This is a genomic window from Pseudomonas sp. NPDC087346 (assembly GCF_044744235.1).
Lineage (GTDB): Bacteria > Pseudomonadota > Gammaproteobacteria > Pseudomonadales > Pseudomonadaceae > Aquipseudomonas.
In genome coordinates this window covers 175,605-201,595 of record NZ_JBIUXX010000002.1, presented here as the reverse complement: position 1 = coordinate 201,595, position 25,991 = coordinate 175,605, and the positions used below count along the sequence as shown (strand labels likewise).

Sequence of the window (25,991 nt, the reverse complement as noted above, 5' to 3'; positions counted from 1 at the left end):
CCGCTTCCGGCCAGAAGCGGCCCGTGGACAGCCTGATGGCGAAACAGTAACTTGTGCGACGAGGCTGGCGAGAAATGCTCGGCAGCGGATCGTTCAATGGGACGCCCACGTATGCCCTCTCGCTACCTTTAGGTGCCGCAATGGACTTGCATCGCAAGCTGGTTTCAGCAATAGAAGCGTTTGATCGCTGGGAGCAGCCTTGGGAGTTTTATGAGTCTGTATCATCTGCACCATCTCTGGACGCAAATGACCTCGAACAGTTGAAGCGCGTCTGGGGTACAGCAATAGAGAGGGAATGTTGGCTTGCGAGCAAGGACTTTGCTGATGGCTGCTCGCTTGTAGATACTCGTCTTGCGTCTGGATTCCCTTGGCTATCGAACAAGGCTCGACGGCAGCTTGTTAAAGGAGCTTCCTACCAATGGCTGTAACGCCCAAGAACTCGCCGAAGTAGTAAAGCAAATGCATGCCTGTACAATTTAAATGTTAGCGATCCTCATGCCAGAATATCAAACCCTCAATACACTAGATAAAACGGCACGTCTAATCGTAGAGATGTTTGGTGTTTCGCCCGAACATGCCCAACGTTTAGCAGTGAGCGCCTTAAATGGAATTGAGTCGCATGGGCTAAATCCAGAGGATTGGGAAACGGTGAAAGAGACGGTGCGAGTAGTTGTGGCGGGCTGGATCAACGACGGCGCATTTTATTCAAAAGACTTTTAATAGAGCACCGCCGATTCAGGCTTGGCGAGGCATTACACCGTTTATTGTAAAAAGTCGCGACCGTCCGCTTTGGGTCGATTTCAGTCTGTCGCAGCAGGCTCAGAACGGCCAGAAACCGTCACTCGTGAATGGCCGTTTTAGACCCAAAGGTGACACCAGTTGCCGGAAGCAATCGGCGTAAAAGCGGCTTCCAATCAACAATGGAATCTCAGCTTCTGTGATTTACACCTACAAGCCGTATAGGAGTTCGTGCCTCACCTGAAGAGCAATTGCTGCGAAGCCCATCCCAGTGCCGCGCTTGCGGGGCGCGTAGTCCTGATTAGCGGAAACATCCTCCCATTTACTCACCGATTCCACGTACCTATGAGTGTTATCGGTATCAATTTCAAACTCTATGAACCGTTCTGCGTGAGTGAGCAAAAGACCATAAAGGCTTGGCATTCCGGGAAAGTCGACTTCAAGGTCGAGTACGACAGTTTCTGACCATCTAATGCCTTTCGACTCGCCATAGTTTTTTAATACGAGGGGAATCCCTCTGGCCAACCAAGCTTTGGCGGTTACCATGAGTCTGTGGGCCACAGGAGCATTTTGCTCTTGCACGTTCAGTTGCCGTTTTTTTAACAGACGGTCAATGTCCACTTCGATCTCCTCAAAAATCGTTTCATTCCAGAATGACGATGACCTATCAAACGCGCAACGACTCAGGCGATTCTCATCTCCACACGGCTACCGGGTCCGCGCGGGGCGTAGCGAGGTTCCAATGTCGTTACCGAAAGATGTCTTTCGACCCAAAGCGGTCAAATCACTAAACGCATGTTACACCGACAAAAAATGGGGTTTTCTGAATTTCTGAGCACGATAGCAGTACGTCCGGCCGGAAATCGCTGATTTTCCTTACATAAGCAAATAGGTAACTTGTGTGTTGGAGCATGGCGTCGGCCGTATCTATTGATGGTCGGTTACGGCATTTTATATGACTGCTCCTTGGCGTCGGTTCAGCACAACCTCTCGCGCACAGCCCTCAACACCGCTTCGATGTGCCAGGTTTCGACGCCGATGGTGACTGCTCCGCCGGCATCAGGCACTAACTCGATTTGTGTGGTTATGGCTTGTTCGAGAAGCAGTCGCTGCGCGTCTCCAAGAAGCCTGCGCTTACCTGTGAGCCAATGTCGTTGTTTGCCCGTCAGCAACGCAAGGGTTTGCGGATAGGTGCACTGCAGTTTTCGACGCAAATTGACCAGCGCCGGTTTGTCGCCTCGGTCAATTGCCGGGGTCAGTACATACTGGTTGCCCGACGCTGCCTCGAGGTCGTATTTGTCTTGCAGATATTCATCGACACTCATGCAACTGACGACTGTCTCACGCTCGCCGGTCATGACGTTGATCAAGTGCGCGTTAACACCGACGTAGCAGAACTCCGTCATGCCGTGGACGACGTAATCTTCACTGTTACTGCGAATAACCCAATAATCGCCGTTGGCGGAAAGCTCACATGACTGAATGACAAAACGCTCAGGTTTGCCATCTCTCATGACGCCGTCAAACAGGCCAAGCACGATTTCGCAGGCCTGCTCGGCGGTTAGCACGGCGTTGATCTCTGTCACGCTTTGCCAAATCCGAACAATGAACGCAGCCAGCCTGCCGACTTCCGTTCATAGAAGGGTGCGGTTTGCTTGAGGAAGTAATCGCTAAGGCCTGATTCCCCTTCGTGAACGCGATAGAGGTCAACGGGTTCGCCATCCGGAGCGGTATCCCTGGCGACGTTACCTGATTCGCGCATGGCCAGTTCAATATCTCCGTCCGCTTCAATACCAATGATCAGATGAGGCTTTTGATCAGACGATGCGTCATGCATCAGCGCCAGAAATGCACGCTTTACGTTGCGATGTTTGGCGAGTAATTGTGTGAGCGAGTTGACCATCTTCGATGGATATTGCGACGGCTGCCCGAGCAGCACCTTGGTGTCTTTTTCGACCGTGCGCTGCACCGGCGTTTGGCCGATCTCGTCGGAGAGCAGATGGCGCACTTCCTCCGGGAAAAACTCTTTCCCGTAAGGAGACTTTGGATTGAGGAAAAGAGGGGTGCCCAGTGTGATTTCAAACAGCGATCTGGTCGGGATCTCTACGTAGGACTCTTCGCTATCTATGGACCTTTGTAGTGTTTGCAACGAAGAAAAAAACGGGATGACAGCGGAGCCGTCAGGCTTTTGCCAATGCGCGATGCTGATGTCGCTACCAGCCTCGAGGTTGACTTGACCTTCGCCAGTGCCGGCAGTGCCAAGGACGTAGATAGTGGAATTCAACAGAGTCTTGAAAAAGTCAGGTCGATGGGCCGGTTCATCCGCCGCCAGCCTGAGTGATTTTTCGAGGGCGTTTTCTTGCTTGGTATCCATGATGTCCATCGGCGGTTCCATCAAAACAGACAAAAAGTGAGCGGCAAAGAGCGCGCAGTTTTTCACGCGACGGTGAAAACAGGAAGAACGGCAAGCTAATAAATCTGGAGCGTACGTTCAGTCACCCTGAACGGTTTTCCAAGGATAGCTCCTCCATGTCAGTGGTGGATGAAGAGCCAAATGCGGTTCGCCTCGAATGTCTGCTTTTGGCCAGAAGCAGTCGCTCAAGGGCGCCCCCACTCCTATCGATACGCAGCAAAAGAATTTGAACCGCTGTTGGGCACGCTCACCTAATGATTAGCCTATGGATAATCCCACAGGCGATCTGCCAATACCGGCATGCTCCGAGAGGTGGTCAACGTGGCTAAAGACGAGAAAAAAAGCAAAGGTGAAACATCCAAAGCCAGCAAGGAGTTGAAAGACAAAAAGTCCTCACCGACGAAGAAAGCTGCTGCGGCTTCGGCCCTTTCGAAATCTTCGGATAAGAAAGACAAGAAAAAAGATGCTGAACCAAAAAAGTCCGCCAAAAAAGCTGATAGCAAACCTGAAAAAGCGAAGAAATCAGATAAGGCAGAAAAACCGGCGAAAAAGAAAAATTAGCATTTCCAGTCTGCTAGGGCTTTGCGCCCTAGCTACGTCAGGCTGTGGTTTGAGCCGGGATGTAACTCAGCGGATGGCGCTGGCTGAATCACTTCCAACCTGTGGCGGATACTCTGAAGCGCGTCCGCCTAAGCCGTTAAAATCAATTCGGCATCAGCACCGTATCGATTACATGAATCACGCCGTTGGATTGCATGACGTCAGCGATGTTAATGGCAGCCTTGCCTCCTGTGGCATCAACCAACCATAGCTTGCCATCGTGCAGCATCACGGTCAGCGACTCTCCCTGGACGGTTTTCAGCACGACTTTGCCGTCGTGCATTTTGGCCTCATCCATCAACTGTTTAGCAGTATGAGTGCCGGGCACGACGTGGTAAGTCAAGATTTTAGTCAGATCTGCTTTGTGCTCTGGCTTGACCAGCATATCGACAGTTCCGGCGGGCAATTTGGCGAAAGCCTCATTGGTGGGGGCGAAGACGGTGAATGGTCCTTTACTGTTGAGGGTATCAACCAGTCCGGCAGCCTTTACCGCTGCGACGAGCGTAGTGTGATCCTTGGAGTTGACCGCATTTTCGACAATGGTTTTCGTTGGATACATGGCTGCGCCACCAACCATCACACTGCTGGCGGCGAAGCTGAGTCCAGTGCCAAGGCTCAGCACTGTAAGGCAGGTAACGGCGATGCGTTTGAAGAAAGTGTGCATGATGCGTCTCCTTGATTCTTCGACCCTTCGAGTGAAGGTATTGAATTTACGGAGCAGACGCTGAAGTGGATGCAGCGTGGAGAAATTGTTTTATACCAGCGTCATTAGTCCTCCCTGGCCGAGTCGAGCTTTTTGCCAAAGACTTGTCCACCATTAAACGACATCGTCGAATTCAAGGAATTGAACCGCGAATGAGCAAATTGGGTTGCAGATGTGGGCATGTAATTGTCGATCAGACTGACAGTTTGCCCTATAAAGCGAGTCTGCTTCGCGACGAGGCAGAAAATGGATTTTGGGATGAGGTGCACCGTGAACTCAAACCTTTGGTAGAGGTTGCGGAGTCCGGTGACAAGACTGCGGAAGCTCAGGCATTTGGCGAATGCGCACACTGGTGCAGCGCCGCAGACGAACTGGAAGGCCGGATATCCAGCCACTACATTCACCGAGCGTCGACTGTCTACGAATGCCAGAACTGTGGACGCCTTTGGGTGCAAAAGGACGCCAGTGAAAGCTTTGTTTCCTATGTCCCGGAGAGTGAAGCATATGGGGCGATCCTGTCGGTTGCAGCAGGAGAGTCCGAGCATGGAAATTGAGTGTGCGTAACTGGTCGAAAGCGGCCATTTTCAAACTACTGCTATCGGCCAGGAGCAGACGTTCGAAAGCCGCTGGCGAACATCAAATCGGCGCTTCGGATGATATGTTTCTGCTTTGATCTTGAGCCAATACGTAACCTTTCGCTGTCAGTTTGGCCGTCAGGTACCGCAATGCTCGACGGAAGATCGGGTGACAGTCGGCAAACGGCAAATCATCGAGCGGAGCCCAAAAAAAGCTGAATGTATGGCCATGGTCATCGAGCGTGTGATGAGTCCATTGCTTCGGCAAAGGTGCCTGCGTGAAACACAGTTGAAATGACCATATCTGGTCGAGATGCCCGGCGTCCCAACAACCTATATCGCTGACAACCGAGACGGCTGCTATGCCTGATTCTTCGCTTAATTCACGCATAGCGGCCTGAGCTGGAGTTTCACCTTTCTCGATAGTCCCTTTGACCAGTTGTACGCCTGCTATTGGATGGCGGAACAGCAGGATGTGTGCGCCAGGAATACTGGAGAGGATGACGGGGCAAGCCTTGTTCGGTGACATGGCGATTTCCTTATCAGCAATGAAGCACACATCTTACGAGCTTATCCTTTGCGTGAGCGACCAGATATTCAAATGCCCGCTTTGGGTCGAAAGCTGTCAGCCAGGTACGGCAGCTTTCAATCAAAGCAGCCCTTCGCCTGCCAGTCACTCTACTGAGATTGAACAACCTTGCCAGACCGAAAAACCCAATAGCTCGCCACCACCAACACCCACGCAGCAATGCCGCCATACAGCATCACCCAACCAAACCCATTCGCCAAAGCCGCATTAGCAACATCAACCGAAATCGTCGCCCACTGACCAGTCTGCACCACCCCCACAGCGTTGCCCGCTGAAATACTCTCCGCCAGCAGCCTCAGTTGCCCATCATCGGGCGAACCAGGTAACTGGCTACGCAACGAAGACAGGATGCCTTCCACCAGGATGAATCCCATCAGTGCGATGTTGATTGCAAGACTGATCATACGAGCGCTGATATCAATGCCCGAAGCCATGCCCGCACGTTCACTCGGCACCGATCCGGTGGTGGTGTTGGTAACAGGCGTGTTGGTCAGCCCTAGTCCGATCCCGGCGATCAAGCAGCCAGGAAGCATCGTCAGCCAGCTGGCGTCGGTGACACTGCTACCCCATTTCATCAGCAGGAATCCCAAGCCTATGACGAACAAACCTGCGGGGATCACCGCGTCAGGTCGATAACGCATCGCCAGTCGTTCGCCTAACGGCGGGATAACCAGCGTCGGCAGCGTGTAAGCCAGCAGTGCCAGACCGGTGCCGACGCTGGCGTAACCCAGGCCATTTTGAAAGTACAGAGGCAGGTAGATCATGAATGGCCAGAAGCTGAAATTCATACCTGCCGAACCTAGCAAAGCACCCGAGAAGCGGCGGATGCGCAATACCGAAAAGTCGAACATGGGATCGACATTGCGTCGCTGCGCAACGACAAAAACGATGAAGCTGACGATTGCCACTATCAGGCTGGCGATGGCCGAACCGCTTGAAAAGCCTGCCCCTGCTCCCTGGGTGATGAACCAGGAAAGACCCAACACTGCCAGTGACAGCGAAACAATGCCCAATACATCCAGCCTGCGACGCTGCGGATCGCGAGATTCTTCAACTCCGGCGATCACCAGCGCCAGCGCGAGCAGCGCAATGGGCGCATGCACCAGGAAAACCCATTCCCAGCTCGACAACGCCGCGATAACGGACCCGATAATCGGACCGAATCCCAAGCCAATGCCGAACACGATCCCCCAGGCACTGAATGCTTTGCCGCGCGCGACTCCCGACTGGAATCGGTGAGACAGCACCGCCACCTGACAGATCAACATGGCGCCACCAGCCATACCCTGCAGGAATCGGCTGGCGATTAGCACATTGACGTTGTTTGCCAATCCACAGCCCAAGGAAGTCATGCCGAACAGCACAAGGCTGATGATAAACACTCGCTTGCGCCCATACCGATCCGCCAGCGTGCCGGTGGCCATCAACACCGTGGTGCAGGCGATGGTGTAGGCATTCATGATCCACTGCATATCTTTGAAATCGCTGCGCAGAACCGACTCAAGCGTGGGCAGGATTGCCGGCACGCTTGAGATTTCCAGGCCGAACATCAGCGAGGCCAGGCAAACGGCGGCTATTGTGAAAACATCTTTTTGCGAAGAAGAGAACTGCATGGTGATCTTCCAGATCAAGTTGATGGGCACCGGCAAGACCACGCTGAACACCGTCAGGGGGCAGACACGACAGCATCGCCAGCGTCACCAGACATAACTCCAAGTGACCGGGCGCATTCTGGAAGTAATTAAAAAATGACAGAAATGATTTAATTTCGTAAGTTTTATTAATATTCGTCATGAGTTGGCTAAATGGACTTCGATCCCGCTCTATTGCGTGCTTTTGTTGCAATCAAGGAAACCGGCAGTTTCACTCGGGCCGCAGAGCGGCTGCACTTGAGCCAGTCAGCGATCAGTCATCAGATCCGTCGTCTGGAAGAACAGGCAAGCACCACGCTACTGGTGCGCACCACCCGGCGTTTGACGCTGACAGAAGATGGCGAAGATTTTCTGCGCCATGCCGAACACGTCCTCAAAGCGCAAGACGCCCTCTCCCGGCGTTTCCAGGCGTCATCGGTATCCGGCGCCGTACGCTTCGGCGTGCCGGCAAACTTTATCGGTGACGGCCTGCCGCCCTTGTTGGCTCGGTTCGCCAGACAGTTTCCTGCCGTACGCCTGGATGTAACCGTTGGCACTTACCTCGATCTGCGTTCGCTGGTCGATGCCGATGGGCTCGATCTGGCCGTGGTCATGGCATTGGCGGGCAGTCCGGCGGGCGGGTCTGTGCTGCGCGAAACCCGGTTTGTCTGGGCTGCGGCGCAGAGCTTCGACTTTGCCGGCGACTCTCCCTTGCCGCTGGCTTTTGCACCAGCGCCCTGCGTACACCGCCAAGTCGCCGTCGAGGCATTGGAGCATTCCAGCGTGGATTGGCGAGTGGCTTTTACCTCTCCAAGTCAGCAAGGACTGCGAGCAGCGGTGTTGGCCGGGCTGGCCGTCACCGCTCTGCCGCTGGGCGATCTAGAGCCCGGCATGGTAGTGATTGACGGTCAATATGGCCTGCCAGCGCTGCTCGATGCTGATTTCAGACTGATATGGAGCGCCACTGGCAAGACGCCTGCGGCCAATGCATTCGGGCAACTGCTGGTGGAGATGTCGGAGTCGCCATCGATCTAGAACAAGAAGCCGTGAGGCACCTCAAAGTTGAATCGTCGGAGCAATAACGTGGAAATCAAGATCGATGTATTGAAGTCTCCATCAGAAAAAGATCGGGAAGCTCTGAATAATAGGTTTGCAGAATATCTTCGAATTCAATATCCAGATCTACCGCCAGAATCGGAAGATGAAACATTTATGGTGGTTGCACACGATGAAGCAGGCGACTACATCGGCGCAATAAGCTGTAATTGTTACTGGGACGGCTTGGAAATTGATACCTTTTGGGTTAAGGAATCTCATCGCGGTAGAAAAGTCGGTTCTATGCTATTGGAAAAAGCAGAAACGATTGGCGCCCGCAACGGGGCAGTTGTTGCATTCTTGAAAACCGTTGATGCTAAACAGTTCTATGAGCGGCATGGGTATGAGGTTTATGGCGTTCTTGAGGATCGGCCCATCGGGACTCACCTTTATCACTTAAAGAAACGGCTTGTAAAACCTGCATAGCGTCTGATTTCTACACCTGATCCTTGAGCGCTAGGTCTCACATATAAGTGATCGAACTGTCGCTCCGCTCAATATTCCAAGGAAGCCAATGCTCAGTTCACTCGTATCAAATGGTCAGCTACAAACGCCTGACCGATTGGAATTGATGGCCCCTTGGTGGAGTTTTACGAAAACAGTCTTGGCTGCGACAGCCCTGTCTTTGGTACGTGACGGCCTGATCAGATTGGACGACCGAGTTCTTGATCAGCCCTTCACATTACGCCAGCTACTGCGGCATGAGGCAGGTCTGGCTGATTACGGCGAACTTGCGGAGTATCACGCCGCCGTTACGAACAGTGAGCCAGCCTGGTCGGCAAATGAAATGATGCAACGCCTTGATGGTGCTCGACTTCGATACAGTCCCGGAACCGGTTGGCGTTACTCGAATGTGGGCTACTTGCTGATCGGCAGCCTAATTGAACGGCTGACTGATCTGACGCTCGATGAAGCGGTGATTCAGCGGGCACTTTCCCCTTTGGGCCTATCAAACGTCCGCTTTGCTAAAACGCGAGCAGACTTACAAACGACCCATCTTGGAAGCACCTCGAATTATGACCCCGCCTGGGTTTATCACGGCCTGTTAATCGGCCCAATTTCGCAAGCAGCGCTATTTCTGGATCGACTCCTCTGCGCAGACCTGCTCTCCACGGCATTGCTCCAGGAAATGCAAACAGCACGAGTATTGGGTGGTCCGCTTCCGGGTCGTCCATGGATCATGCCGGGCTATGGCCTCGGCGTAATGCTGGGGTCGATTGATGGCGGATATTCCCTATGTGGGCACACAGGCTGCGGGCCAGGCAGTGTCATTGCTGTCTACCGTATTTGCGTGGGCGACGCATCGGCTTGTTGCGCTGTTGTTGAGGCGGACGCGAGTCAAGGTGCCGTCGAAGCCATCGTTGTGGGACAACTGATGCAAGCTCTGCGGCAGGGAAACTGAAGGCGTCTAAGTACTTTTGGCGTTGGCCTCATGATTCGCCGGAAGCGGAAACAGCACACATAAAGGCTTGCTTGAACCTGCGCCAAGTCTGATGGGTTTGATGCGTGCCCAAGTACGCTCAACACCATCATTGGATTACAGAATTGCTCAACGCTTTACTCCGCGAGCGACGCTCCTGCAATCCAGTAACAAGTCATCCAGGAATGGATTGATTTCCAGCGATCCCATCAGGTCTAGCAACTCGGCGGCGACCGTTCTAATCGGCCGCCACTCGTCATGATCAAATATCAGCGGGTCATGGCAGTGGAATGCAGCCTCAGTCAAGCTATTGCATATCGCCCAAATGTCTTGCAGCCGTGTCTTGATCTCCGCTGGTAACGCGCTGATTGAAAGAACCTCGTTCAACGGAAGGATCATCTCTGACCAGGTTTCACATGCTGGGCAATCCGGGATGGCTCTCTGCTGTAAATCCGAGGTCAGTGCCAGGAACTCAAGAGCCGGGATCGCCTCGCACACCGCAAGAACCCGATTGTATTCATCTTGGCCGTACCACTCCCACAATGTTGTGGAGAAACCCATCATCAAGCTCCAAAAAATCCAGTCGACCTATGACCATCAGTGGGCGGATTCAACTCTATTAGTTCGCTCTTGCATAGGTCGAACGGCTGCTTTGGATCGAAATCGGCCCTTCACGGATCAGTGCCTTTGGCCAATGCTGCCGCTTACGAGCGAACGCTTCGACCAGAAGCGGACGTCCAGCGTTGGTTCACAAAGAAACCCGGCGCTACGCCTTCGCTACGATCTCGTCCCACGCAGTAGGGCTGGAAAACAGCTCGTTCAGGAAGCCTACAAACGCCTTCACATTCGGGCTGCCTCGGCGGCTCTCTGGCCACAAGGCCGTGATGGAGGAACGGTCTACTGCGAACTGTGGAAATAGCGGCTTCAGTTCTCCCCGTGCAACATAGGGCGCGGCGACGTAAGTGGGTGAAATGCCAATGCCACCGCCAGCTGCAAGCACTGCGGCAACCGCGTCGCTGGCGTCGATGATGATGGAGGCGTCGGGCACTATCTCCACCATTTGGTCCCCCACGTTGAATGGCCAACGCAGGGCTTGGCCCGAACTCTGATAGCGAAAATTCACGCAGTCGTGGTCGGCAAGGTCGCTGAGTTCCAGGGGCATACCGCGTTTGGCTAAATACGCTGGAGAGGCGAAAGCACAGATTCGATGCGGCCCCAGCGTGCGGGAGATAAGCCGTGAATCGGCCAGGTTGCCCACGCGCACCGCCACATCGATGCCTTGCGCAACCATGTCGACAAACTGATCGCCGAGTCGCAGATCGATGGCGAGCTTGGGATAGCGCTCGCGAAATCTGGGAATCGCCGGCGCCAATATGTTCAGCCCGATAGGCGGCGGCGCGGTCACTTTCAAGATGCCGGAGGGCTCGGCGCGCGAGGCCACTGCGGCCTGCTCAATGTCCTCCACCTCGCGCAAAATTCGTTGCGCCCGTTCGTAAAGATCCTGGCCTTCAGGCGTCAGGGTCAACGACCGTGTGGTGCGGTTGAATAAACGCAGCTCGAAATGCTGCTCAAGTCGTTGCACGCTTTTGCTGATAGCGGACGGCGACACAGATAAATCGCGGGCTGCAGCGGTGTAGCTGCCTAAAGAGGCAGCGCGGGCAAAGGCAATAAGACCGGTAAGGCGGTCTAATCCTATTTGTTCCTTCATGGCACTAGTAAAGCGACTTATGGCCTGATTATCAATGTTGGCTCTTATCTCTAGTCTTTGCCCAACGACGTCATTCAGGCAGTCAAGGAGATCGACCATGAGCCATTCCACCACCATCCAAACGGCTTTTACCCAGCAGCTACCCACTCAACTTGAAGGACGTACGGTAGTGATTTTCGGTGGCACATCCGGCATCGGTTTAGCCGCTGCGATTCAAGCCAAAGCCGCCGGGGCATCGGTGACCGTGATCGGTTCCAATGCCGAGCGAGCCGAACGAGCGGCGACAGAACACGAACTCGCCGGCTGGCGCGCCGCTGATGTCACCCACGGCGATGCCGTCTACGCTGCCTTGGCGGACATCCCCCACGTGGATCATCTGGTTCTACTCGCCGGCACATTTGTGGCGGGCAAGGTGCTGGACGCTGAAATCGACTACCTGCGTCGGGCGTTCGAAGAGCGCATATGGGCTTCGTTGCACGCCATCCGCGCGTTGGGGGATCGGTTGTCCAGGGACGGCTCCATCGTCTTTATCTCTGGCTGTCTGGCCGACCGGCCCAACGCCCATGGCACCGCTATGATCGCTGCGGCATCGGCGGCAATGGAAGCGCTGGCACGTGGACTGGCCCTGGAGCTGGCGCCGATCCGCGTGAACACCCTGTCCCCAGGCCCGATCGACACCCCCATTTTTAGCAAAGCCCTCGGTGAAGGACGCGATGCTTACGTAAATGCATGGGAGCAAGCGCTACCGTTGCATCGTATCGGCACCGCCGCTGAAGCAGGCGCCGCTACCGTTTTCCTGATGACCAACACCTTTATGAACGGCGCCACGCTAAACATCGACGGCGGTGCTCGGCTGGTCTGAGCTACCTGCCTCGCACTGAGGCTATTTCAAGAACAACGCCATGGCTGTGGTGGATACGTTGCGGTTCAGGATTGCTTGCGGCGAATAACGGCCACTTCGAGGGAATCAGACATCATGGCTACTGGCATCATGTCAGTGCTTCGATCCCGGCCGTTGCACTTTTCTGCATTTTGGCGCGGCACTGTCCAGCGCCCCTTGGTCGGAGAAATGAGCAAGCGCCATTGCGAGTGGTCGATCCGGGCTCTTTGGATAACAGGCAGATTTCGGCCAGAAGCGGTCGGTCGACTGTCTTGATTGAGATGGTTAAGCTAACGAGTTTTCACGTGCAGGGTTGGGCGCATGACAGAGGTATACCAAGGAAGCTGCCTATGCGCAGTAGTCAGTTACGAGCTACTCACTCCACCAAAAGCAGTGAATCATTGTCATTGCAGTCAGTGTCGCAAAGGTCACGGGGCAGCATTCGCTTCGTATGGCAGCGTTCCCCGCAACGCGCTACAGATACTTGGCGGCGCCACCAGCATCAAAACCTATGCGTCCTCAGAGACAGTGTTACGCGAGTTCTGCGCGCACTGTGGTTCAACGTTGTTCTGGTCACGATCTCAAGGCGAATTTGCCGACTGGGTTTCGATAGCACTGGGCACGCTCGACACGCCCTTCATGCCTCAAAAGCAAAAACACGTTCATATCGATTCTGCAGTCCACTGGTACACACCACCCAAATTATGTCCCCAGGTCGACTGATTTCTTCGAGTCGGTTGCAGCCCTTACGGATAGGCAGAAATCGGCCAGAAGCGGACGGGTGTTGGCAGAGGCGCTAACGACTCCTGTTTCTAGACATGTTGTCGATTGCTTCGTAACCAACCAATTTCTTGTACCTCGTTAAATTTTCACGGACGGTGCAAAGAGCTCGAAATAGTTCAATAGGACGGTCATGTACCCTTTCGCGATTAGAGAAGAATATGTCAGCAACAAACTGCTAGTTGAGTTCTATCCACAGCCATCGGACATTGGGTTTCAGGAGGCACTCCGCATGGTATTGGTACCATTGGGATTTTCAGTCAACACCACTGAACATGGCATATGGGCATCTCACTCCCATCTAGAAAGCAAGTTCGCAACTTTCCGAATTGACAGCGACTCTTGGAGCGCTTTCGGAGAAGTCGACCACCCTACTCTCAATAGGCAACTAATTTATGAGCTCGGCGCAATACTGACCGCTAGCGGATTTTTCGAAGAGGTTCCGTGGCATTGCGCAGGCGAGACAGGTGGCTATACGTCTGTAAAAGGCTAGGAGTTGAGGACAGCTATCGGCCGGAAGCAGTCAATCAAACTGAACGGACTTTATTATGAAAATAGTAACAGTTACTCGCTTTGACGATACCGACCACGATGTTGGATATGATTACCGTGGTTTTAATTACGTCATACAGAAAGAAGAAGATGTCTTTCTGATCAGAACCTACGATGACGAGCCCGGCAAGGCTACTGTGATGCGTCCAACGAACATGTCCGCGAACGCCAGACTCAGAGAGCTCGTTGAGTTTCTACAATCTGAGCTGAAGGTCGCTGGTATCTCTCTCTACAAGGGCGAACTGGGAACGTATGCCGAAATCGACCTTCGCAGTTTGGCATTTCGCCCGGTTTGAATCTGATAAGGGCAGCGGCTGGCCTACACGCAAGGTGAACAGGTCCCAGAATCCAAAACGAAAAGCATGAGAATGCTTAAAAAATGTCGTTGAACGGGACATTCACCTCGGGCATCCTTCGCGGCGCCTTTTCACGGATGACTCATTTGTATGCCAGCTCCTCGCATGGAAGCGCCTCCGCGCCAGACTTCCTCATTTACTCCCCCCGCGATTCGAAGCAAAGGCCCTTCGAAACTTAATCAAGAAAAAATCAGCCCTCGATCTGATATTTGATTACATCAATGGAATTTTTGGCTAATGAATTCATACCGTGCCTTCATCTACCTGAGCATTCTCCTCAGCGCCGGCTGTGTAAAAACAGCGAGTATTCCACCAGCAGATCTAACTTTTTCGTCCGTTGAAACAGGGCCAAAAAATCTTCTAATAATAAATTTCAGCTCAACAGTGGATCTAGCCAACGCCTTCAACGCTTACGAAAACGCTAATCAGCTTACCCCGACACTGACGTGCTCTTTAGACGGGGATATGAATTTTTCGCCGGAGCATTCGATCAGCATGAGGGCTGAAGGCCTGGTAGCGACAGACAGCGAAATCAAATCAAATTTTGGATTTTATTCCGAGCTTGTTTTCTACAACACGAGAGCGGACGGAACGCAGCACGACCTGAATGATTACGAAGCTATTCGACCGCGTCTGGCTAATCAATCATCCATACCTTGCAAGGTGCGTATTACGGCGTATGGATACAAGGCCTACTACACCAACACTTTATTCGTTCCTACAAAACAAATTACGGAGCAAATATACAGATAACCGTAACTCTTCACGGACGTTACGAGCGCTTGCACATCAGGCAAAAAAAGGGACAGATTTATCTGAAAAAACAGATCTGCCCCGTCGCTTGAAGCAATCTTCTATTTCTAACCATTGCCTTGCTGCTGGTACTGCATCACCAACCCATCTAAAAACCCAAAAAGCTTCAGATTCATCTCTTCATAGTCATTCCCACGCAACTCCCCCGGCTGCTGCACAAACCGGCGCCCCACCGCCGCATCCAGTTCCTCACCCGAAGCAGCAATCAATTTCTCCACCACCTCCGCCGTAAACTCCATATGGCACTGAAACCCATAAACCAGCTCGCCATACTCAACAATCTGGCGCGGGCAGCCTTCGCTGTAGGCGAGGATTTTCGCGTCGGGCGTCAGGCCCGGCATGTCGTTGTGCCAATGCCCCACTTCAAGCACTTCGCCGAAATGCGCAACGTTGGCGTTTGCCCTGCCCGCCTCTGTCAGCAGGATCGGAAACTTGCCGATCTCTTTCTCCGGGCTGTGACCATGTGCAGCCCCCAAAGCCTCGCCGAGCAGTTGCGAACCCAGGCAAACACCTATCACGGCTTTGTTGGCGTTGATGGCTCTAAGGATCAAATCGCACTCGGCCGCTGCGTCGAAATGCGGGCATTCTTCCTTAGTGGTCGCAGGTGATTGAGGCCCACCCAGTACCACCAGCAGATCAATGTTCTCCACGCTCTCGGGCAAGGCATCGAACGCATGAACGTGCGAATAGCTCGCTTCGTATCCACGCTCCCGAACCCAGGTCTCATAGGCGCCAGGCGATTCGAATGCTTCGTGGACCACGAAATGAACGTTCATTAAAATTCCTTATTTAGGCCGGGATGGCAAGGTCTTGGTGACACGCGAAAGACTATATGACACACAGTGTCATTTTCAAGTCTGGAAAGTATAAACTTTGTTTTTCGGCTCCCTTGTCAGTTGGCACCAAACCGACACTGGTTTAGATAGAGCCCTTACGGCTGAATCCGGGACTCGGTCCCAACGATTCCGTTGTCATCCTGCGCCTGGGTGACGAGGTTTCTGTCTTCATCTACTTGATATGGCACATCAGCCTCGACACCGTTGCTCCCAGTCTTGACGACAACGTTGGTGTAACGCTTGCCATCCCAGCAACGAAAAACCAGAGTTGAGTTCTCCCCGCCTGAAAGCGTTGAGCCGAGGCTCCCAATCAGTCTGCTGTCGGCGCCTGCGGTCAGGACGCAATTCTTGCCGGCCGTCAGTTTGCTGCGATCCCCGGCCATCAGTACACAATCGTCGCCGGCGGTGAGTTTGCTTCGATCGCCAGCAGTCAGGTAACTGTTGCTGCCTGCCAGGAGTTTGCTGCGGTCGCCCGCGGTCTGAGTGCTGTCTGCACCAGCAGTAAGCTTGCTGCGGTCACCCGCCATTTGGATGCTGTTGGCACCGGCTATCAACGTGCTGCGAGAACCGGCTGTTTGCGAGCTGCCTTTACCGGCGATCAACATACTTTTATGTCCGGCAATCTGAGTGCTTTCATGACCCGCAATCAGGGAGCTCTTATGACTGGCAATCTGGTTACTGCCGTATCCCGCCGTCAGGCTACTGCGCATCCCTGAAGTCAGGCTGCTGCCATAACCGGCAGTCAGCACGCTTTGAAACCCACTGATCAAAGTACTGCCATATCCCGCAGTCAGATAGCTGCGCATGCCACTGGTCAAACTGCTGCCATATCCTGCAATCAGCGAACTGTTCTGCCCTGCAGTACCGGTGCTGCCATAACCAGCGGTGAGCGTGCTATCGCGCTCTGCCATCTGGGTACTGCCATAACCTGCAGTCAACGTACTTTGGTAACCGGCGGTCTGCGAACTGCCATAGCCGGCCATCAAAGTACTGCCGAATCCTGCTATTTCAGTACTGCCGTAACCTGCAGTGAGCGTACTGCTGTCCAGAGCGGTGAGCGAACTGCCATAACCTGCGGTTAATGTACTGTCGTAGCCCGCCGTCTGGGTACTCCCGTAACCGGCGACTAATGTACTGCTGTAACCCGCCGTTGAAGTGCTCCCGTAACCGGTGGTAAGCGAACTTTCCTCCTGAGCCGTCTGGGTACTGCCGTAGCCTGCGGTAAGAGTGCTTTCATAGCCCGCTGTTTGGGTGCTGCCGTAACCTGCAATAAGCCTGCTTTCATAGCCCGCTGTCGATGTGCTCCCGTAGCCCGTGGTCAGCGAGCTGTTGTCCTGGGCTGTTTGCGTGCTGCCGTAGCCCGCCGTCAGAGTGCTTTCATATCCGGTAGTCTGAGTACTGCCGTAGCCTGCGATCAACGAACTGTTGAATCCCGCAGTCGAGGTACTGCCATATCCCGCGGTGAGCGAACTGTCCTCCTGAGCTGTCTGAGTGCTGCCATAACCGGCGGTGAGTGTACTTTCGTGCCCTGCGGTCTGGGTGCTTCCATAGCCTGCGATAAGCGAGCTCTCAGGACCGGCGGTGCTCGTACTGCCATAACCCGCAGTGAGCGAACTGCCTTCCTGTGCCGTCTGTGTACTGCCGTAACCGGCAGTCAGGATGCTCCCATGACCGGCGGTTTGCGTACTGCCGTAACCGGCGATCAACGAACTGTCGTAACCACCGGTTTCAGTGCTGCCGTAGCCGGCGATCAGATCACTGCTTTCCTGAGCGGTCTGGGTGCTGCCATAACCCGACGTCAGAATGCTTTTGTAACCAGCGGTCTGGGTGCTGCCATAGCCCGCAATCAGAGCACTTCCGTGACCGGCGGTTTGCGAACTGCCATAACCGGCAGTCACCGAACTATCAGGGCCGGTGGTGGCCGTGCTGCCATAACCAGCGGTGAGATCACTGCCTTCCTGAGCGGTCTGCGTACTGCCGTAACCGGCGGTCAGGGTACTTTCTTCCCCCGCGGTCTGGGTGCTGCCATAACCCGCGATCAGCGAACTGTCGGAGCCCGCGGTTCCCGTACTACCGTAGCCCGCGGTGAGATCACTGCCCACTTGAGCCGTTTGTGTACTGCCGTAACCGGCAGTCAGGGAGCTGTCTCCCCCGGCGGTCTGCGTACTGCCATAACCGGCGATCAGTGAGCTGTCAGAGCCAGCGGTGCTCGTGCTGCCGTAGCCGGCGGTAAGATCACTGCCCAGTTGAGCCGTTTGTGTACTGCCATAACCGGCAGTCAGGGAGCTGTCTCCACCAGCAGTTTGCGTACTGCCATAACCCGCGATCAGCGAACTGTCGGAGCCCGCGGTGCTCGTGCTGCCGTAGCCCGCGGTGAGATCACTGCTTTTGCGGGCTGTTTGAGTGCTGCCATAACCTGCGGTCAGAGAGCTTTCTCCGCCAGCAGTTTGCGTGCTGCCGTAGCCGGCGATCAGCGAACTGTCGGACCCCGCGGTACTGGTGCTGCCGTAACCGGCGGTGAGTTCACTGCCTTCTTGGGCTGTTTGGGTGCTGCCATAACCTGCGGTCAGAGAACTTTCTCCGCCGGCAGTCTGCGTACTGCCATAACCGGCGATCAGCGAACTGTCGGACCCCGCGGTCCCGGTGCTGCCGTAGCCAGCAGTGAGATCACTCCCCACTTGAGCCGTCTGTGTACTGCCATAACCGGCTGTCAGAGAACTGTCACCCCCGGCGGTCTGAGTGCTGCCATAACCGGCGATCAGCGAACTGTCGGAGCCGGCAGTGCCGGTGCTTCCATAGCCAGCGGTGAGATCACTGCCCACTTGTGCGGTCTGCGTGCTGCCGTAACCGGCAGTCAAGGAGCTTTCCCCTCCGGCGGTCTGAGTGCTGCCATAACCGGCGATCAAGGAGCTGTCGGAGCCAGCGGTACCGGTACTGCCATAACCCGCGGTGAGATCACTGCCTTCCTTCGCTGTTTGTGTACTGCCATACCCCGCCATCAGCGTACTTTCATCTCCAGCGGTTTGAGTACTGCCATAGCCGGCAATGATCGAGCTATCGGAGCCTGAAGTTCCGGTACTGCCATAACCCGCAATCAGAGTGCTGCTGTCTCCCGCAGTTTCAGTGCTGCCGTAACCTGCAATAAGCTGGCTCTGATTGGCTCCGGTGAGGGTGCTTCCATAAACGGCGGTTTCCAATTTATGCGTATTGCGCACAGTTGTACGTCGATTGACAACATCTCGAGCGATTTTTGCGAGCTCTGGCAAGGCTGGAACGAGCGCATTCGTCCCTGATTCCAATTCAGGAGATACAGATATCTCAAACAGATTGTTAGTTGAAGATTCAAATTCAGAGGCATTCTCGGAGATATAATTCATGGCACTGCTTCGCGTGCCCACGTGAACAACTTCAGCACGAGAAAACTTCACGCCTTCATCATCTTCCAGAAAAATAAGCTCGGCCACTTCCACTTCGCACACAACCCATTGAGCGTCTGCCTGCATGCTTAACTGGGCACTTGCCCCTTGCCCCCAAAGCACACCGGCCAGGCCATTTTCGAGTTTTATTGTGGGCTCCCAAAATCTGCATTCAACCAACCCTGAAACAGGCCAGATCAAACCACAGTGATCGGACATATTATTAGCACACGTGCGCAAAACTAAAACCTTGCCAGTTTTCATTTTCGACATCCTTATAGCATTACATCTCAAAATCCTTTGGAATTAAACGTCCATATCAACATGCAGAATCAACAGGCACAGCACTTTGAATCCGCGCCCCTTTATATCCCTGAAGATCAGCCAGAAACGGTACTTACATCAGCCGTATTGTTTCGCGATAAGTCAATGATCGAACGAATTTGGATTTTAGTGAAGAATTAATAAGTAATATTCAGTATCGACAAGAAAAACTTAATAGGAATTTGATTGACGCTACACCTTCTTCTTGAACAACTTATTCACGTAGTACTTCACACTCCAACGATCCTTCGGCCGTGGCTTGTAATGGGTTTTGTTCCGTTGCGAAGGATCAATCGCCTGCGCACTCGCGGTGTAGTAGTAAAGCGCAATCGAACGGCGGGTGATGTCTTCAGGCGTGGTCAACGGCTCTGGATGGCCGTGATTGCTGTCTTTGTCGGTGTTGAAGATGACGCAGCGGTTGTATATGGGCAGGATTTTCTTGAGGCAGGTTTTCATGCCGACATCCCAGAGTTCGAGGTTGCCGCCGTACTCTTCTTGCCAGTTTTCAGTCAGGTAAATGATGACGTTGAGTCGGCGCTCGACGTTGAGCTTTTTGTTGAGTCGAAAGTCCGAGTGCACGCCCAGGAAGCCGCCGCTTTTGGTTTCGTGCAGGCCACCGCCGCTGAAGTACGGATCGGGGATCAGTCCCTGGATGCCGGTGAGTTTTTCGAGGAATTGCAGCATCGGTGCCGAGTTGAAGGTGTTGAAAACGCTCTTCAAGTACGGGGTGCATTCGTTGGGGCTGATCTGGCGTTTGAGTTGGCCTTTGTAGCCGCGCTCGTAAATCATTTCATTGTTGGTCGGCTCGACCGGGAAGTCTGAGCGGATGCTGGCGATCACGTCTTCTTGCAGGAAGTTGTCGATGACGATGTGCGGGAATGGCGTGGCCTGGGTGTAGTGACTGGTCAGCGACTCGCCAAAGGCGCTGGCGGCGTTCTGGTCGAAGTCGAGTTCCGGGGACAGCGTGATCGGCAGGGTTTGAGAGTTGGCTTGCATTACCGCTCCAGTAAGCTTGGATGAAGATATTCAGGTCACGTCAAATCGGCTAAATCCTGTAAGGATCACTACACCGGCAAATCCGCATGCAGGTTGCCATGTCGGCGATGGCCTGCCGAGTTCCCTGTTCTGAAACTGGGCCTGACGCTGTTACGGCATGTTTCCAGCAGTCACAAATCCGTCATCTTTCGTCTGCTAATCTGCTCGACGCGTCACTTCTCACCCCTGTCCAAGAGCCCCAAATACAAGGTGCCACTCAAGGTGTTATCTCCTCCAACCCGCCAAAAAATCATCCTGCGCTCCAACAACCTTGGTTCCGATGACTTCGGTGCCCTGTTCTCCCGACTCTTCGGCAACCGCTACGCCGACACCCCGCCAATCCCCTCGAACATCATCATCGGCGGCGTCTACGGCAGGCACGAAGGCGTTAGTTTCCGGCGCATGCACTACCACGGCGATTTCACGGTTTCCTTCCCCGATCCGCAAGACGAGATCACCTTCGTCATTCCCACGGCGGGCAAGATCGTGTTCAACCATGTCACCGAATCTGTCGGCGTCGCTCAGGTCGGTCTGGCCATCGACAAGGCTGACATCCGCTCAATGCACTTTCTCGACAATCACGCGCAGCACGGGATTTCGATCAATCGTGGGCAGCTCACCGAGCGTCTGTCGGCGCTGCTGGGCAAGCCGATTCTGCAGAAGATTGTCTTCGAGCCGATGGTGGATTTGAACGTGGCGGGGTTTCAGGGGATCAAGGCATTGATCGATCTGGCGACGGGCACCGAGTTTGATTTGTTGATCCATGCCGGGACGTTGATGCCGTCGCGGCTGCGCGAGATGTTGGTGGATGCGGTGCTGGAGGCGTGGCCGCACAATTTCACCGAAGCGTTGCGCCGCCCTGCTCCGCTGATTGCGCCACGGCATGTGAAATTGGCGGTGGAGTACATTCAGGAGCATCCGGACAATCTGGTCAACGGTGCGGATCTGGCGCGGCTGAGCAATGTCAGTCAGCGTGCGTTGCAGGAGGGATTTCGGCGATTTGTCGGGACGTCGATTGTTGCGTATCAGCGTCAGGTGCGGCTGGAACGGGCTTATGCGGCGCTGAGTCAACCGGGCACGCAGTCGGTGACTGAGGTGGCGTTGCGTTTTGGTTTCAGTAATGTCGGGCGCTTTTGTCAGTATTTTCAGAGTGCTTATGGGTTGAGCCCTGCGGATTTTCGCTCGCGGCGTCAGGCGTGATTGCGAGTGTTGATCTGCGACAACTTTCTGGTTTCGCGGCAGCCGTAATCTGTATTGGCTGAAGAAACAGCCGTGCAACCGCACGTCACGGGCCGAGGCCCAAGGTGGCGTCAAATGAATAAGAATCGCATTGTCTGGGGGAGTATTCTCCTGGGCCTTCCGTGTGTCTTGCTTCCAGTGCTTTTGATGGGTTACGTCGCTTGGGTATTGAACCTGTCGGCAGCGCAGCAGCGTCTTGAATCGCTGGCCACCGTGGCCTCCAGCCGCGCCAACAATACCTTCCATGAAGCAGCCGGTGTGCTGAAGACCGTCGCCGCGTCCAACCTCGCGCCCTGCACCCCGGAAAGCATCGACGAGATGCGTCTGCTGACCATCAATACGTTTTCGGTGAAGTCGATCGGCTACGTTGAGGAAGATATTTATGCGTGCAGTTCTTGGGGCGCGGTGGGCCATCGGGTGACGCCGTGGAAGGAGGATTTCATCACTTCCGACGGCGTGCGGGTGTCGCTCGGTGTGCAGGCGCGGATTGTGCCGGCCAAGCCGATGATGGCCCTGCAATACGCTGCATTCAATGTATTGATCGATCCTGAGCAGTTCTTGCAGGTGATGGTCGAGGACGATGTGCACTTGCTAGTCGGTACGGCGGCGGGCCATTTGGTTGGCGCGTCGCGGCCCGGGGCCGAGCGCTTTATGAGCCGGGTGCACTTTGGGTCCGACTCGGCGCTGGAGGACGGTTACCTCTATACGCTGGTGCACAGCGGCGATTGGGTGGCGATTGCGGCGGTGTCGCGTCAGGAGTTGCTGCAAGGGCTGATCCGCAGGGAGATGCTGTTGCTGCCGATTGGCGGACTGCTCGCCGGCATGTTGGTGTTGCTGATCATCCGGCGCGCCCGCAAGCGTTTGTCGCCACTGGCGGAGCTTGAGTTGGCGGTGCGCAATCGTGAGTTCATCGTCCACTATCAGCCGATTGTCGATATGAGCGATGGCGCCTGTGTCGGTGCCGAGGCGCTGGTGCGCTGGCGTCGTCCGGACGGCAGCCTGGTGCCGCCCGACTCGTTTATTCCGCTGGCAGAACAGAGTGGTTTGATTCTGCCGATCACTGATCAGGTGATCGATAACGTGATGCAGGAATTGGGACCATTGCTGGTCAAGGATCGCAGCCTGCACGTGGCGATCAATCTGGCGGCAGCGGATGTCAGCAGTGGGCGTTTTCTGCCTTGGCTCGAAGCGACGAGGCGCCAGGCGGATGTTTGGCCGAGCCAGATCTGGCTGGAGGTTACGGAGCGTGGTTTCTTGAAGATCGATGCTGCGCGCTCGACGATCAATCGGGCGCGTGAGTTGGGCTATCTGGCGGCCATTGATGATTTCGGCACCGGGTTTTCCAGCTTGCAGCATGTGCAGAAACTGCCGCTGGATGTGCTGAAAATCGACAAGTCGTTTGTTGATGCGATCGACCCGTGCTCCGAGGCGGGTTCGGTGACGGAGCACATTATCGAGATGGCCAAGAGTCTGCGTCTGAGGCTGGTAGCCGAGGGTGTGGAGACTGAGGCGCAGCTGGATTATTTGCGCGGGCATGGTGTGCAGTTTGGGCAGGGTTGGTTGTTTGCCAGACCGATGCCTGCTTCCAAATTTTTAGGATTCGTTCAGGAACACGCGGTTGTGGTCGCGCCAGTAGATCACGCGCTGGAATGCTCGTGAGTGCCGGCCGCCGAACTCCGACGGCCGACATCCTATCGTTTAGAACGCGTAGCTGGCCTTGAGGCCGCCATTGAAGCCGTGGCTGTCGCCGCCACCATTTGCGCCAACCTCTGCACCCAGCCTCAGGGCGCCGAGGCTAGCCATGACGTTGACGCCGCCGCTGAACTGATCGCGGTTGTCGAAGGCGGCACGTTGTTCGATGTCGAGACCCAGCAGTTGGCTTTGGCTGTCGACTTCGTTGTTGCCCAATGTGCGTTCATAACCGACTTGCACGCCCGGCACCAGTTGCCACGCGCCCATCGCTACCGGGGCGAAAGCGACGTTGAGGTTGGCGACGGCGCTACGGCGGGTTTCGGTGTTGTCATCGACGTCGAGCGCCAGTTCGCTGCCCTTTTCCTGGAAGCCTTTGAGGTCGAGATGGCTGACGCGGAAACCCAGGCTCGGCTCGAAAATCATGTTGTCGACCGGGACGCGGTAGCCCAACGCCAATGTGGCGCCAGAGAGGTTGCCGTGGGTGTCGCCCTTGGCTGAGCCGAGGCCACCGCCGAGGTCGCGTTTGCTGTCGTAATCGACGTAACCGGCACTGGCGTTGGCGTCGACGAACAGACCGCGTTCCAGGCTGGTGAAGCCGTAACGGGCGCCGACGTTGAGGAAGGTGAAGTCGGTATCGGCTTCGCCACCCGCGCCACCGACCGAGCCTTTGCTATAGCCAAAACCGCCTCGCGCGCTGAGTTGCTCGGAGAAGCGCTGGGTGATCCCGACCATCAGGCCCTGGCTGTGTTCGTTGCTGCTTTCGGCATGGGCCGAGCCGTCGGTACCGAGGTAGCCGGCGAGCGCGGTGGTCCACAGACGATATTGACCGACTTTGAGGTCAGTGCCGCTGGCGAACGGCGCGGCGGCTTGTTCGATCATTGCGTTCTGCCGCAGCAAGTAGCTGGCTGCGTCAGCATGCACCTGGCCGCCGACTTGCGACTCGACGCCGCCGAGGGTGCCTGCATCGATGGCCGATTGCAGGTAGTAGTTGTAGGCGCTGTAGGTGCCGGACAGGTTGGTGTTCTGCAATTCGCGCAACAGCTTGGCACCGGCGGCGCCATTGCCGATCAGCCCGGCCTGACCCGGCAGGCTGTTGTACTCGACCAGTTTGCCGCGCAGGACGTAGATGGTTTCTTGCGACAGGCCGAGGCCTTGTTTCAGGTAGTTGTCCATGCTGCCGTATTGCGCGGTGACTTCATCGAGACCGGCCTGCAAGTAGCTGGCCTGCACACCAAGCAGCGGCGCGTAGACCGAAGCCATGCTTGGCGGCATGGCTTTGAGGGTCGCGGCGACGCGGGCAGCGGTGTAGTCGTTGGTCGCCAAATAGTTGGCCATGATCGTTGCGTTGTCGACCCCGGCGATGCTTTGCAATACGGCGGCGGTCCAACCGGTTCGGTCCTTGCCGGCGGTGCAGTGAAACAGTTGCGCGGCGTCGACACTCGCAAGGTCATTAAACAGTTTGCCGAACTGACCGCGCATCCCGGCATCGCTGACGAAGGCGCGGTTGGTCTGCTCCATCATGGCGATGGCGTCGGCGGCGCTTTTGAACGAGACGGTGGTGATGTTCGAGCCGGAGGTGGTGCTGCCGATGATGTCGATGTTCTGGTAGGTCGCGCCGGTCAGCATGGTGTCGGGCGTGCCGGCGATTTCGCTCGGCGTGCGCAGGTCGTAGACGGCTTTGATGCCGAGGCTGTTCAGCGTGGCCAGATCCGCTGCCGAAGGCGTGATGGCGTTGGAGCGATAGAACACGCCGCTGCGCATGGTGCCATCGTGGGCCGTGGTGTACGCGGTGGTGATGCCGGCGATGTCACGGAAGTTGTCGATGCTCTTCAGGTGCGGCGTATCGAGCGGTACGGACTCGGCAGCGTGGGCAGCGGCGATGGACAGGCTCAGAACGGACAGCGAACACACAAGACGTTGGAACACGGTGCAGCCTCATTGGAATTAGCGTTGGGCTGGCTACTATCTGTATTGAAGTGATACTGAATATGACAAAACGAGTTCAAACGGAAATGGCTGCGCGATTGGTCCGGTGTCTGCGCATTCTGTCCATGAAATGCTTTTTGTAGGAGCTCACGAGTGAAACGAGGCAGCGATCTTTTGATCCTGGTTTTCAAGATAAAGATCAAAAGATCGCAGCCTTCGGCAGCTCCTACAGTTTTCGTGGTGTAACCACTAAATTCAGCCACGCCCCGGACACTGTAGGAGCGAGCCTGCTCGAGATAGCGGTGTGTCAGCCAACCAATATTTTGAATGTACCGACGCCATCGCGGGCAAGCCCGGCTCCCACAGGTTTTGTGGCGTAACCACAAAATTGAGCCACACCCCGGACATTGTGGGAGCTGGCTTGCCAGCGAAAGCGGTATATCAACCAACAAAGATTCTGAATGTACCGACGCCATCGCGGGCAAGCCCGGCTCCCACAGGTTTTGCGGTGTGAACACATTATTCAACTGCGCCACGGACATTGTGGGAGCTGGCTTGCCAGCGAAAGCGGTGTGTCAGCCAACCAATATTTTGAATGTACCGACGCCATCGCGGGCAAGCCCGGCTCCCACAGGTTTTGTGGTGTAACCACAAAATCCAGCCACGCCCC

Annotated in this window: 24 protein-coding genes and 1 pseudogene; 13 read left to right on the top strand and 12 right to left on the bottom strand. The window is 55.1% G+C overall.

Features of this window, described 5'->3' with window-relative positions; translation table 11 throughout:
- The first annotated feature begins 140 nt into the window (after positions 1-140).
- Positions 141-428: a hypothetical protein gene (locus ACIOZM_RS02220; RefSeq protein ID WP_401209009.1), complete on the top strand. Its 288-nt coding sequence runs from the start codon at positions 141-143 to the stop codon at positions 426-428.
- Positions 429-480: 52 nt separating this feature from the next.
- Positions 481-720 (top strand): hypothetical protein, encoded by a 240-nt coding sequence (locus ACIOZM_RS02215; RefSeq protein ID WP_401209006.1) that lies wholly within the window; start codon positions 481-483, stop codon positions 718-720.
- A 228-nt stretch (positions 721-948) separates the two neighbouring features.
- Here ACIOZM_RS02215 and ACIOZM_RS02210 read toward each other — a convergent pair whose 3' ends face one another.
- The 3 genes from ACIOZM_RS02210 to sseB form a co-directional block, all read right to left on the bottom strand.
- The gene (locus tag ACIOZM_RS02210) at positions 949-1,359 is read right to left on the bottom strand and encodes a hypothetical protein (protein ID WP_401209003.1); all 411 of its coding nucleotides are present in this window, start codon (positions 1,357-1,359) and stop codon (positions 949-951) included.
- Between the two features lie 356 nt (positions 1,360-1,715).
- On the bottom strand, positions 1,716-2,324 hold the full coding sequence (locus tag ACIOZM_RS02205) for a hypothetical protein (RefSeq protein WP_401209000.1): 609 nt from the start codon (positions 2,322-2,324) through the stop codon (positions 1,716-1,718).
- Entirely contained in the window at positions 2,321-3,121 is an 801-nt protein-coding gene (sseB, locus tag ACIOZM_RS02200) for an enhanced serine sensitivity protein SseB (protein ID WP_401208998.1), read from the bottom strand. The genes ACIOZM_RS02205 and sseB overlap by 4 nt, the downstream gene beginning before the upstream one ends.
- Before the next feature lie 342 nt (positions 3,122-3,463).
- Here sseB and ACIOZM_RS02195 point away from each other — a divergent pair, with 342 nt between their 5' ends.
- Entirely contained in the window at positions 3,464-3,712 is a 249-nt protein-coding gene (locus ACIOZM_RS02195; protein ID WP_401209258.1) for a hypothetical protein, read from the top strand.
- 142 nt (positions 3,713-3,854) lie between these two features.
- On the opposite strand, the gene ACIOZM_RS02190 is transcribed toward ACIOZM_RS02195, so the two are convergent.
- Complete coding sequence (locus ACIOZM_RS02190) at positions 3,855-4,415, bottom strand: fasciclin domain-containing protein (protein WP_401208995.1); 561 nt, start codon at positions 4,413-4,415, stop codon at positions 3,855-3,857.
- 191 nt (positions 4,416-4,606) lie between these two features.
- Here ACIOZM_RS02190 and ACIOZM_RS02185 point away from each other — a divergent pair, with 191 nt between their 5' ends.
- The gene (locus ACIOZM_RS02185; protein ID WP_401208993.1) at positions 4,607-5,008 is read left to right on the top strand and encodes a hypothetical protein; all 402 of its coding nucleotides are present in this window, start codon (positions 4,607-4,609) and stop codon (positions 5,006-5,008) included.
- Positions 5,009-5,090: 82 nt separating this feature from the next.
- Here the strand turns inward: ACIOZM_RS02185 and ACIOZM_RS02180 are convergent, their stop codons facing one another.
- Positions 5,091-5,558 carry an NUDIX domain-containing protein gene (locus ACIOZM_RS02180; RefSeq protein WP_401208990.1) on the bottom strand — a complete coding sequence of 156 codons (468 nt, stop codon included), beginning with the start codon at positions 5,556-5,558 and terminating at the stop codon, positions 5,091-5,093.
- A gap of 149 nt (positions 5,559-5,707) precedes the next feature.
- Positions 5,708-7,231, bottom strand: a complete 1,524-nt coding sequence (locus ACIOZM_RS02175; RefSeq protein WP_401208988.1) for an MFS transporter — start codon at positions 7,229-7,231, stop codon at positions 5,708-5,710.
- Positions 7,232-7,423: 192 nt separating this feature from the next.
- Between ACIOZM_RS02175 and ACIOZM_RS02170 the strand changes: the two genes are divergently transcribed.
- The 3 genes from ACIOZM_RS02170 to ACIOZM_RS02160 all read left to right on the top strand — a co-directional run bounded on the left by ACIOZM_RS02170 (position 7,424) and on the right by ACIOZM_RS02160 (position 9,746).
- Entirely contained in the window at positions 7,424-8,284 is an 861-nt protein-coding gene (locus tag ACIOZM_RS02170) for a LysR family transcriptional regulator (RefSeq protein ID WP_401208986.1), read from the top strand.
- A gap of 48 nt (positions 8,285-8,332) precedes the next feature.
- Positions 8,333-8,770, top strand: coding sequence for a GNAT family N-acetyltransferase (locus tag ACIOZM_RS02165; protein WP_401208983.1), 438 nt, complete (start codon positions 8,333-8,335; stop codon positions 8,768-8,770).
- An 88-nt stretch (positions 8,771-8,858) separates the two neighbouring features.
- Complete coding sequence (locus tag ACIOZM_RS02160; protein WP_401208980.1) at positions 8,859-9,746, top strand: serine hydrolase domain-containing protein; 888 nt, start codon at positions 8,859-8,861, stop codon at positions 9,744-9,746.
- A gap of 147 nt (positions 9,747-9,893) precedes the next feature.
- Here the strand turns inward: ACIOZM_RS02160 and ACIOZM_RS02155 are convergent, their stop codons facing one another.
- Positions 9,894-10,328: a hypothetical protein gene (locus ACIOZM_RS02155; RefSeq protein ID WP_401208978.1), complete on the bottom strand. Its 435-nt coding sequence runs from the start codon at positions 10,326-10,328 to the stop codon at positions 9,894-9,896.
- A gap of 202 nt (positions 10,329-10,530) precedes the next feature.
- Positions 10,531-11,472, bottom strand: coding sequence for a LysR family transcriptional regulator (locus tag ACIOZM_RS02150; protein WP_401209255.1), 942 nt, complete (start codon positions 11,470-11,472; stop codon positions 10,531-10,533).
- A gap of 97 nt (positions 11,473-11,569) precedes the next feature.
- Here ACIOZM_RS02150 and ACIOZM_RS02145 point away from each other — a divergent pair, with 97 nt between their 5' ends.
- From ACIOZM_RS02145 to ACIOZM_RS02130, 4 genes are all read left to right on the top strand, one after another.
- Positions 11,570-12,334 (top strand): SDR family oxidoreductase, encoded by a 765-nt coding sequence (locus ACIOZM_RS02145; RefSeq protein WP_401208976.1) that lies wholly within the window; start codon positions 11,570-11,572, stop codon positions 12,332-12,334.
- 339 nt (positions 12,335-12,673) lie between these two features.
- Positions 12,674-13,075: a GFA family protein gene (locus ACIOZM_RS02140; RefSeq protein ID WP_401208974.1), complete on the top strand. Its 402-nt coding sequence runs from the start codon at positions 12,674-12,676 to the stop codon at positions 13,073-13,075.
- Positions 13,076-13,680: 605 nt separating this feature from the next.
- Positions 13,681-13,980 (top strand): hypothetical protein, encoded by a 300-nt coding sequence (locus ACIOZM_RS02135; protein ID WP_401208972.1) that lies wholly within the window; start codon positions 13,681-13,683, stop codon positions 13,978-13,980.
- Positions 13,981-14,277: 297 nt separating this feature from the next.
- The gene (locus tag ACIOZM_RS02130; protein ID WP_401208969.1) at positions 14,278-14,793 is read left to right on the top strand and encodes a hypothetical protein; all 516 of its coding nucleotides are present in this window, start codon (positions 14,278-14,280) and stop codon (positions 14,791-14,793) included.
- A 107-nt stretch (positions 14,794-14,900) separates the two neighbouring features.
- Here ACIOZM_RS02130 and ACIOZM_RS02125 read toward each other — a convergent pair whose 3' ends face one another.
- The 3 genes and pseudogenes from ACIOZM_RS02125 to ACIOZM_RS02115 form a co-directional block, all read right to left on the bottom strand.
- Positions 14,901-15,629 (bottom strand): type 1 glutamine amidotransferase, encoded by a 729-nt coding sequence (locus ACIOZM_RS02125; RefSeq protein ID WP_401208966.1) that lies wholly within the window; start codon positions 15,627-15,629, stop codon positions 14,901-14,903.
- A gap of 155 nt (positions 15,630-15,784) precedes the next feature.
- Positions 15,785-18,877, bottom strand: a pseudogene (locus ACIOZM_RS02120) (Ice nucleation protein); the annotation flags it as partial.
- A gap of 744 nt (positions 18,878-19,621) precedes the next feature.
- A complete protein-coding gene (locus tag ACIOZM_RS02115; RefSeq protein WP_401208964.1) occupies positions 19,622-20,425 on the bottom strand; it encodes a 2OG-Fe(II) oxygenase in 804 nt (267 codons plus the stop codon).
- Between the two features lie 261 nt (positions 20,426-20,686).
- Here ACIOZM_RS02115 and ACIOZM_RS02110 point away from each other — a divergent pair, with 261 nt between their 5' ends.
- Positions 20,687-21,664 (top strand): helix-turn-helix domain-containing protein, encoded by a 978-nt coding sequence (locus ACIOZM_RS02110; protein WP_401208961.1) that lies wholly within the window; start codon positions 20,687-20,689, stop codon positions 21,662-21,664.
- A gap of 186 nt (positions 21,665-21,850) precedes the next feature.
- Positions 21,851-23,362, top strand: coding sequence for an EAL domain-containing protein (locus tag ACIOZM_RS02105; protein ID WP_401208958.1), 1,512 nt, complete (start codon positions 21,851-21,853; stop codon positions 23,360-23,362).
- A 39-nt stretch (positions 23,363-23,401) separates the two neighbouring features.
- On the opposite strand, the gene ACIOZM_RS02100 is transcribed toward ACIOZM_RS02105, so the two are convergent.
- The gene (locus tag ACIOZM_RS02100) at positions 23,402-25,321 is read right to left on the bottom strand and encodes a tyrosine-protein phosphatase (RefSeq protein ID WP_401208955.1); all 1,920 of its coding nucleotides are present in this window, start codon (positions 25,319-25,321) and stop codon (positions 23,402-23,404) included.
- Positions 25,322-25,991: the final 670 nt, after the last annotated feature.

Bases quoted from the DNA above. Each gene is read 5' to 3' on its own strand.
- ACIOZM_RS02140 (WP_401208974.1), top strand. From the start codon at position 12,674: ATGACAGAGGTATACCAAGGAAGCTGCCTATGCGCAGTAGTCAGTTAC.
- ACIOZM_RS02170 (WP_401208986.1), top strand. From the start codon at position 7,424: ATGGACTTCGATCCCGCTCTATTGCGTGCTTTTGTTGCAATCAAGGAA.
- ACIOZM_RS02190 (WP_401208995.1), bottom strand. From the start codon at position 4,415: ATGCACACTTTCTTCAAACGCATCGCCGTTACCTGCCTTACAGTGCTG.
- ACIOZM_RS02155 (WP_401208978.1), bottom strand. From the start codon at position 10,328: ATGATGGGTTTCTCCACAACATTGTGGGAGTGGTACGGCCAAGATGAA.
- ACIOZM_RS02180 (WP_401208990.1), bottom strand. From the start codon at position 5,558: ATGTCACCGAACAAGGCTTGCCCCGTCATCCTCTCCAGTATTCCTGGC.
- ACIOZM_RS02215 (WP_401209006.1), top strand. From the start codon at position 481: ATGTTAGCGATCCTCATGCCAGAATATCAAACCCTCAATACACTAGAT.
- ACIOZM_RS02105 (WP_401208958.1), top strand. From the start codon at position 21,851: ATGGGTTACGTCGCTTGGGTATTGAACCTGTCGGCAGCGCAGCAGCGT.
- ACIOZM_RS02175 (WP_401208988.1), bottom strand. From the start codon at position 7,231: ATGCAGTTCTCTTCTTCGCAAAAAGATGTTTTCACAATAGCCGCCGTT.
- ACIOZM_RS02185 (WP_401208993.1), top strand. From the start codon at position 4,607: ATGAGCAAATTGGGTTGCAGATGTGGGCATGTAATTGTCGATCAGACT.
- sseB (WP_401208998.1), bottom strand. From the start codon at position 3,121: ATGGACATCATGGATACCAAGCAAGAAAACGCCCTCGAAAAATCACTC.
- ACIOZM_RS02130 (WP_401208969.1), top strand. From the start codon at position 14,278: ATGAATTCATACCGTGCCTTCATCTACCTGAGCATTCTCCTCAGCGCC.
- ACIOZM_RS02115 (WP_401208964.1), bottom strand. From the start codon at position 20,425: ATGCAAGCCAACTCTCAAACCCTGCCGATCACGCTGTCCCCGGAACTC.
- ACIOZM_RS02150 (WP_401209255.1), bottom strand. From the start codon at position 11,472: ATGAAGGAACAAATAGGATTAGACCGCCTTACCGGTCTTATTGCCTTT.
- ACIOZM_RS02220 (WP_401209009.1), top strand. From the start codon at position 141: ATGGACTTGCATCGCAAGCTGGTTTCAGCAATAGAAGCGTTTGATCGC.
- ACIOZM_RS02135 (WP_401208972.1), top strand. From the start codon at position 13,681: ATGAAAATAGTAACAGTTACTCGCTTTGACGATACCGACCACGATGTT.
- ACIOZM_RS02160 (WP_401208980.1), top strand. From the start codon at position 8,859: ATGCTCAGTTCACTCGTATCAAATGGTCAGCTACAAACGCCTGACCGA.
- ACIOZM_RS02125 (WP_401208966.1), bottom strand. From the start codon at position 15,629: ATGAACGTTCATTTCGTGGTCCACGAAGCATTCGAATCGCCTGGCGCC.
- ACIOZM_RS02145 (WP_401208976.1), top strand. From the start codon at position 11,570: ATGAGCCATTCCACCACCATCCAAACGGCTTTTACCCAGCAGCTACCC.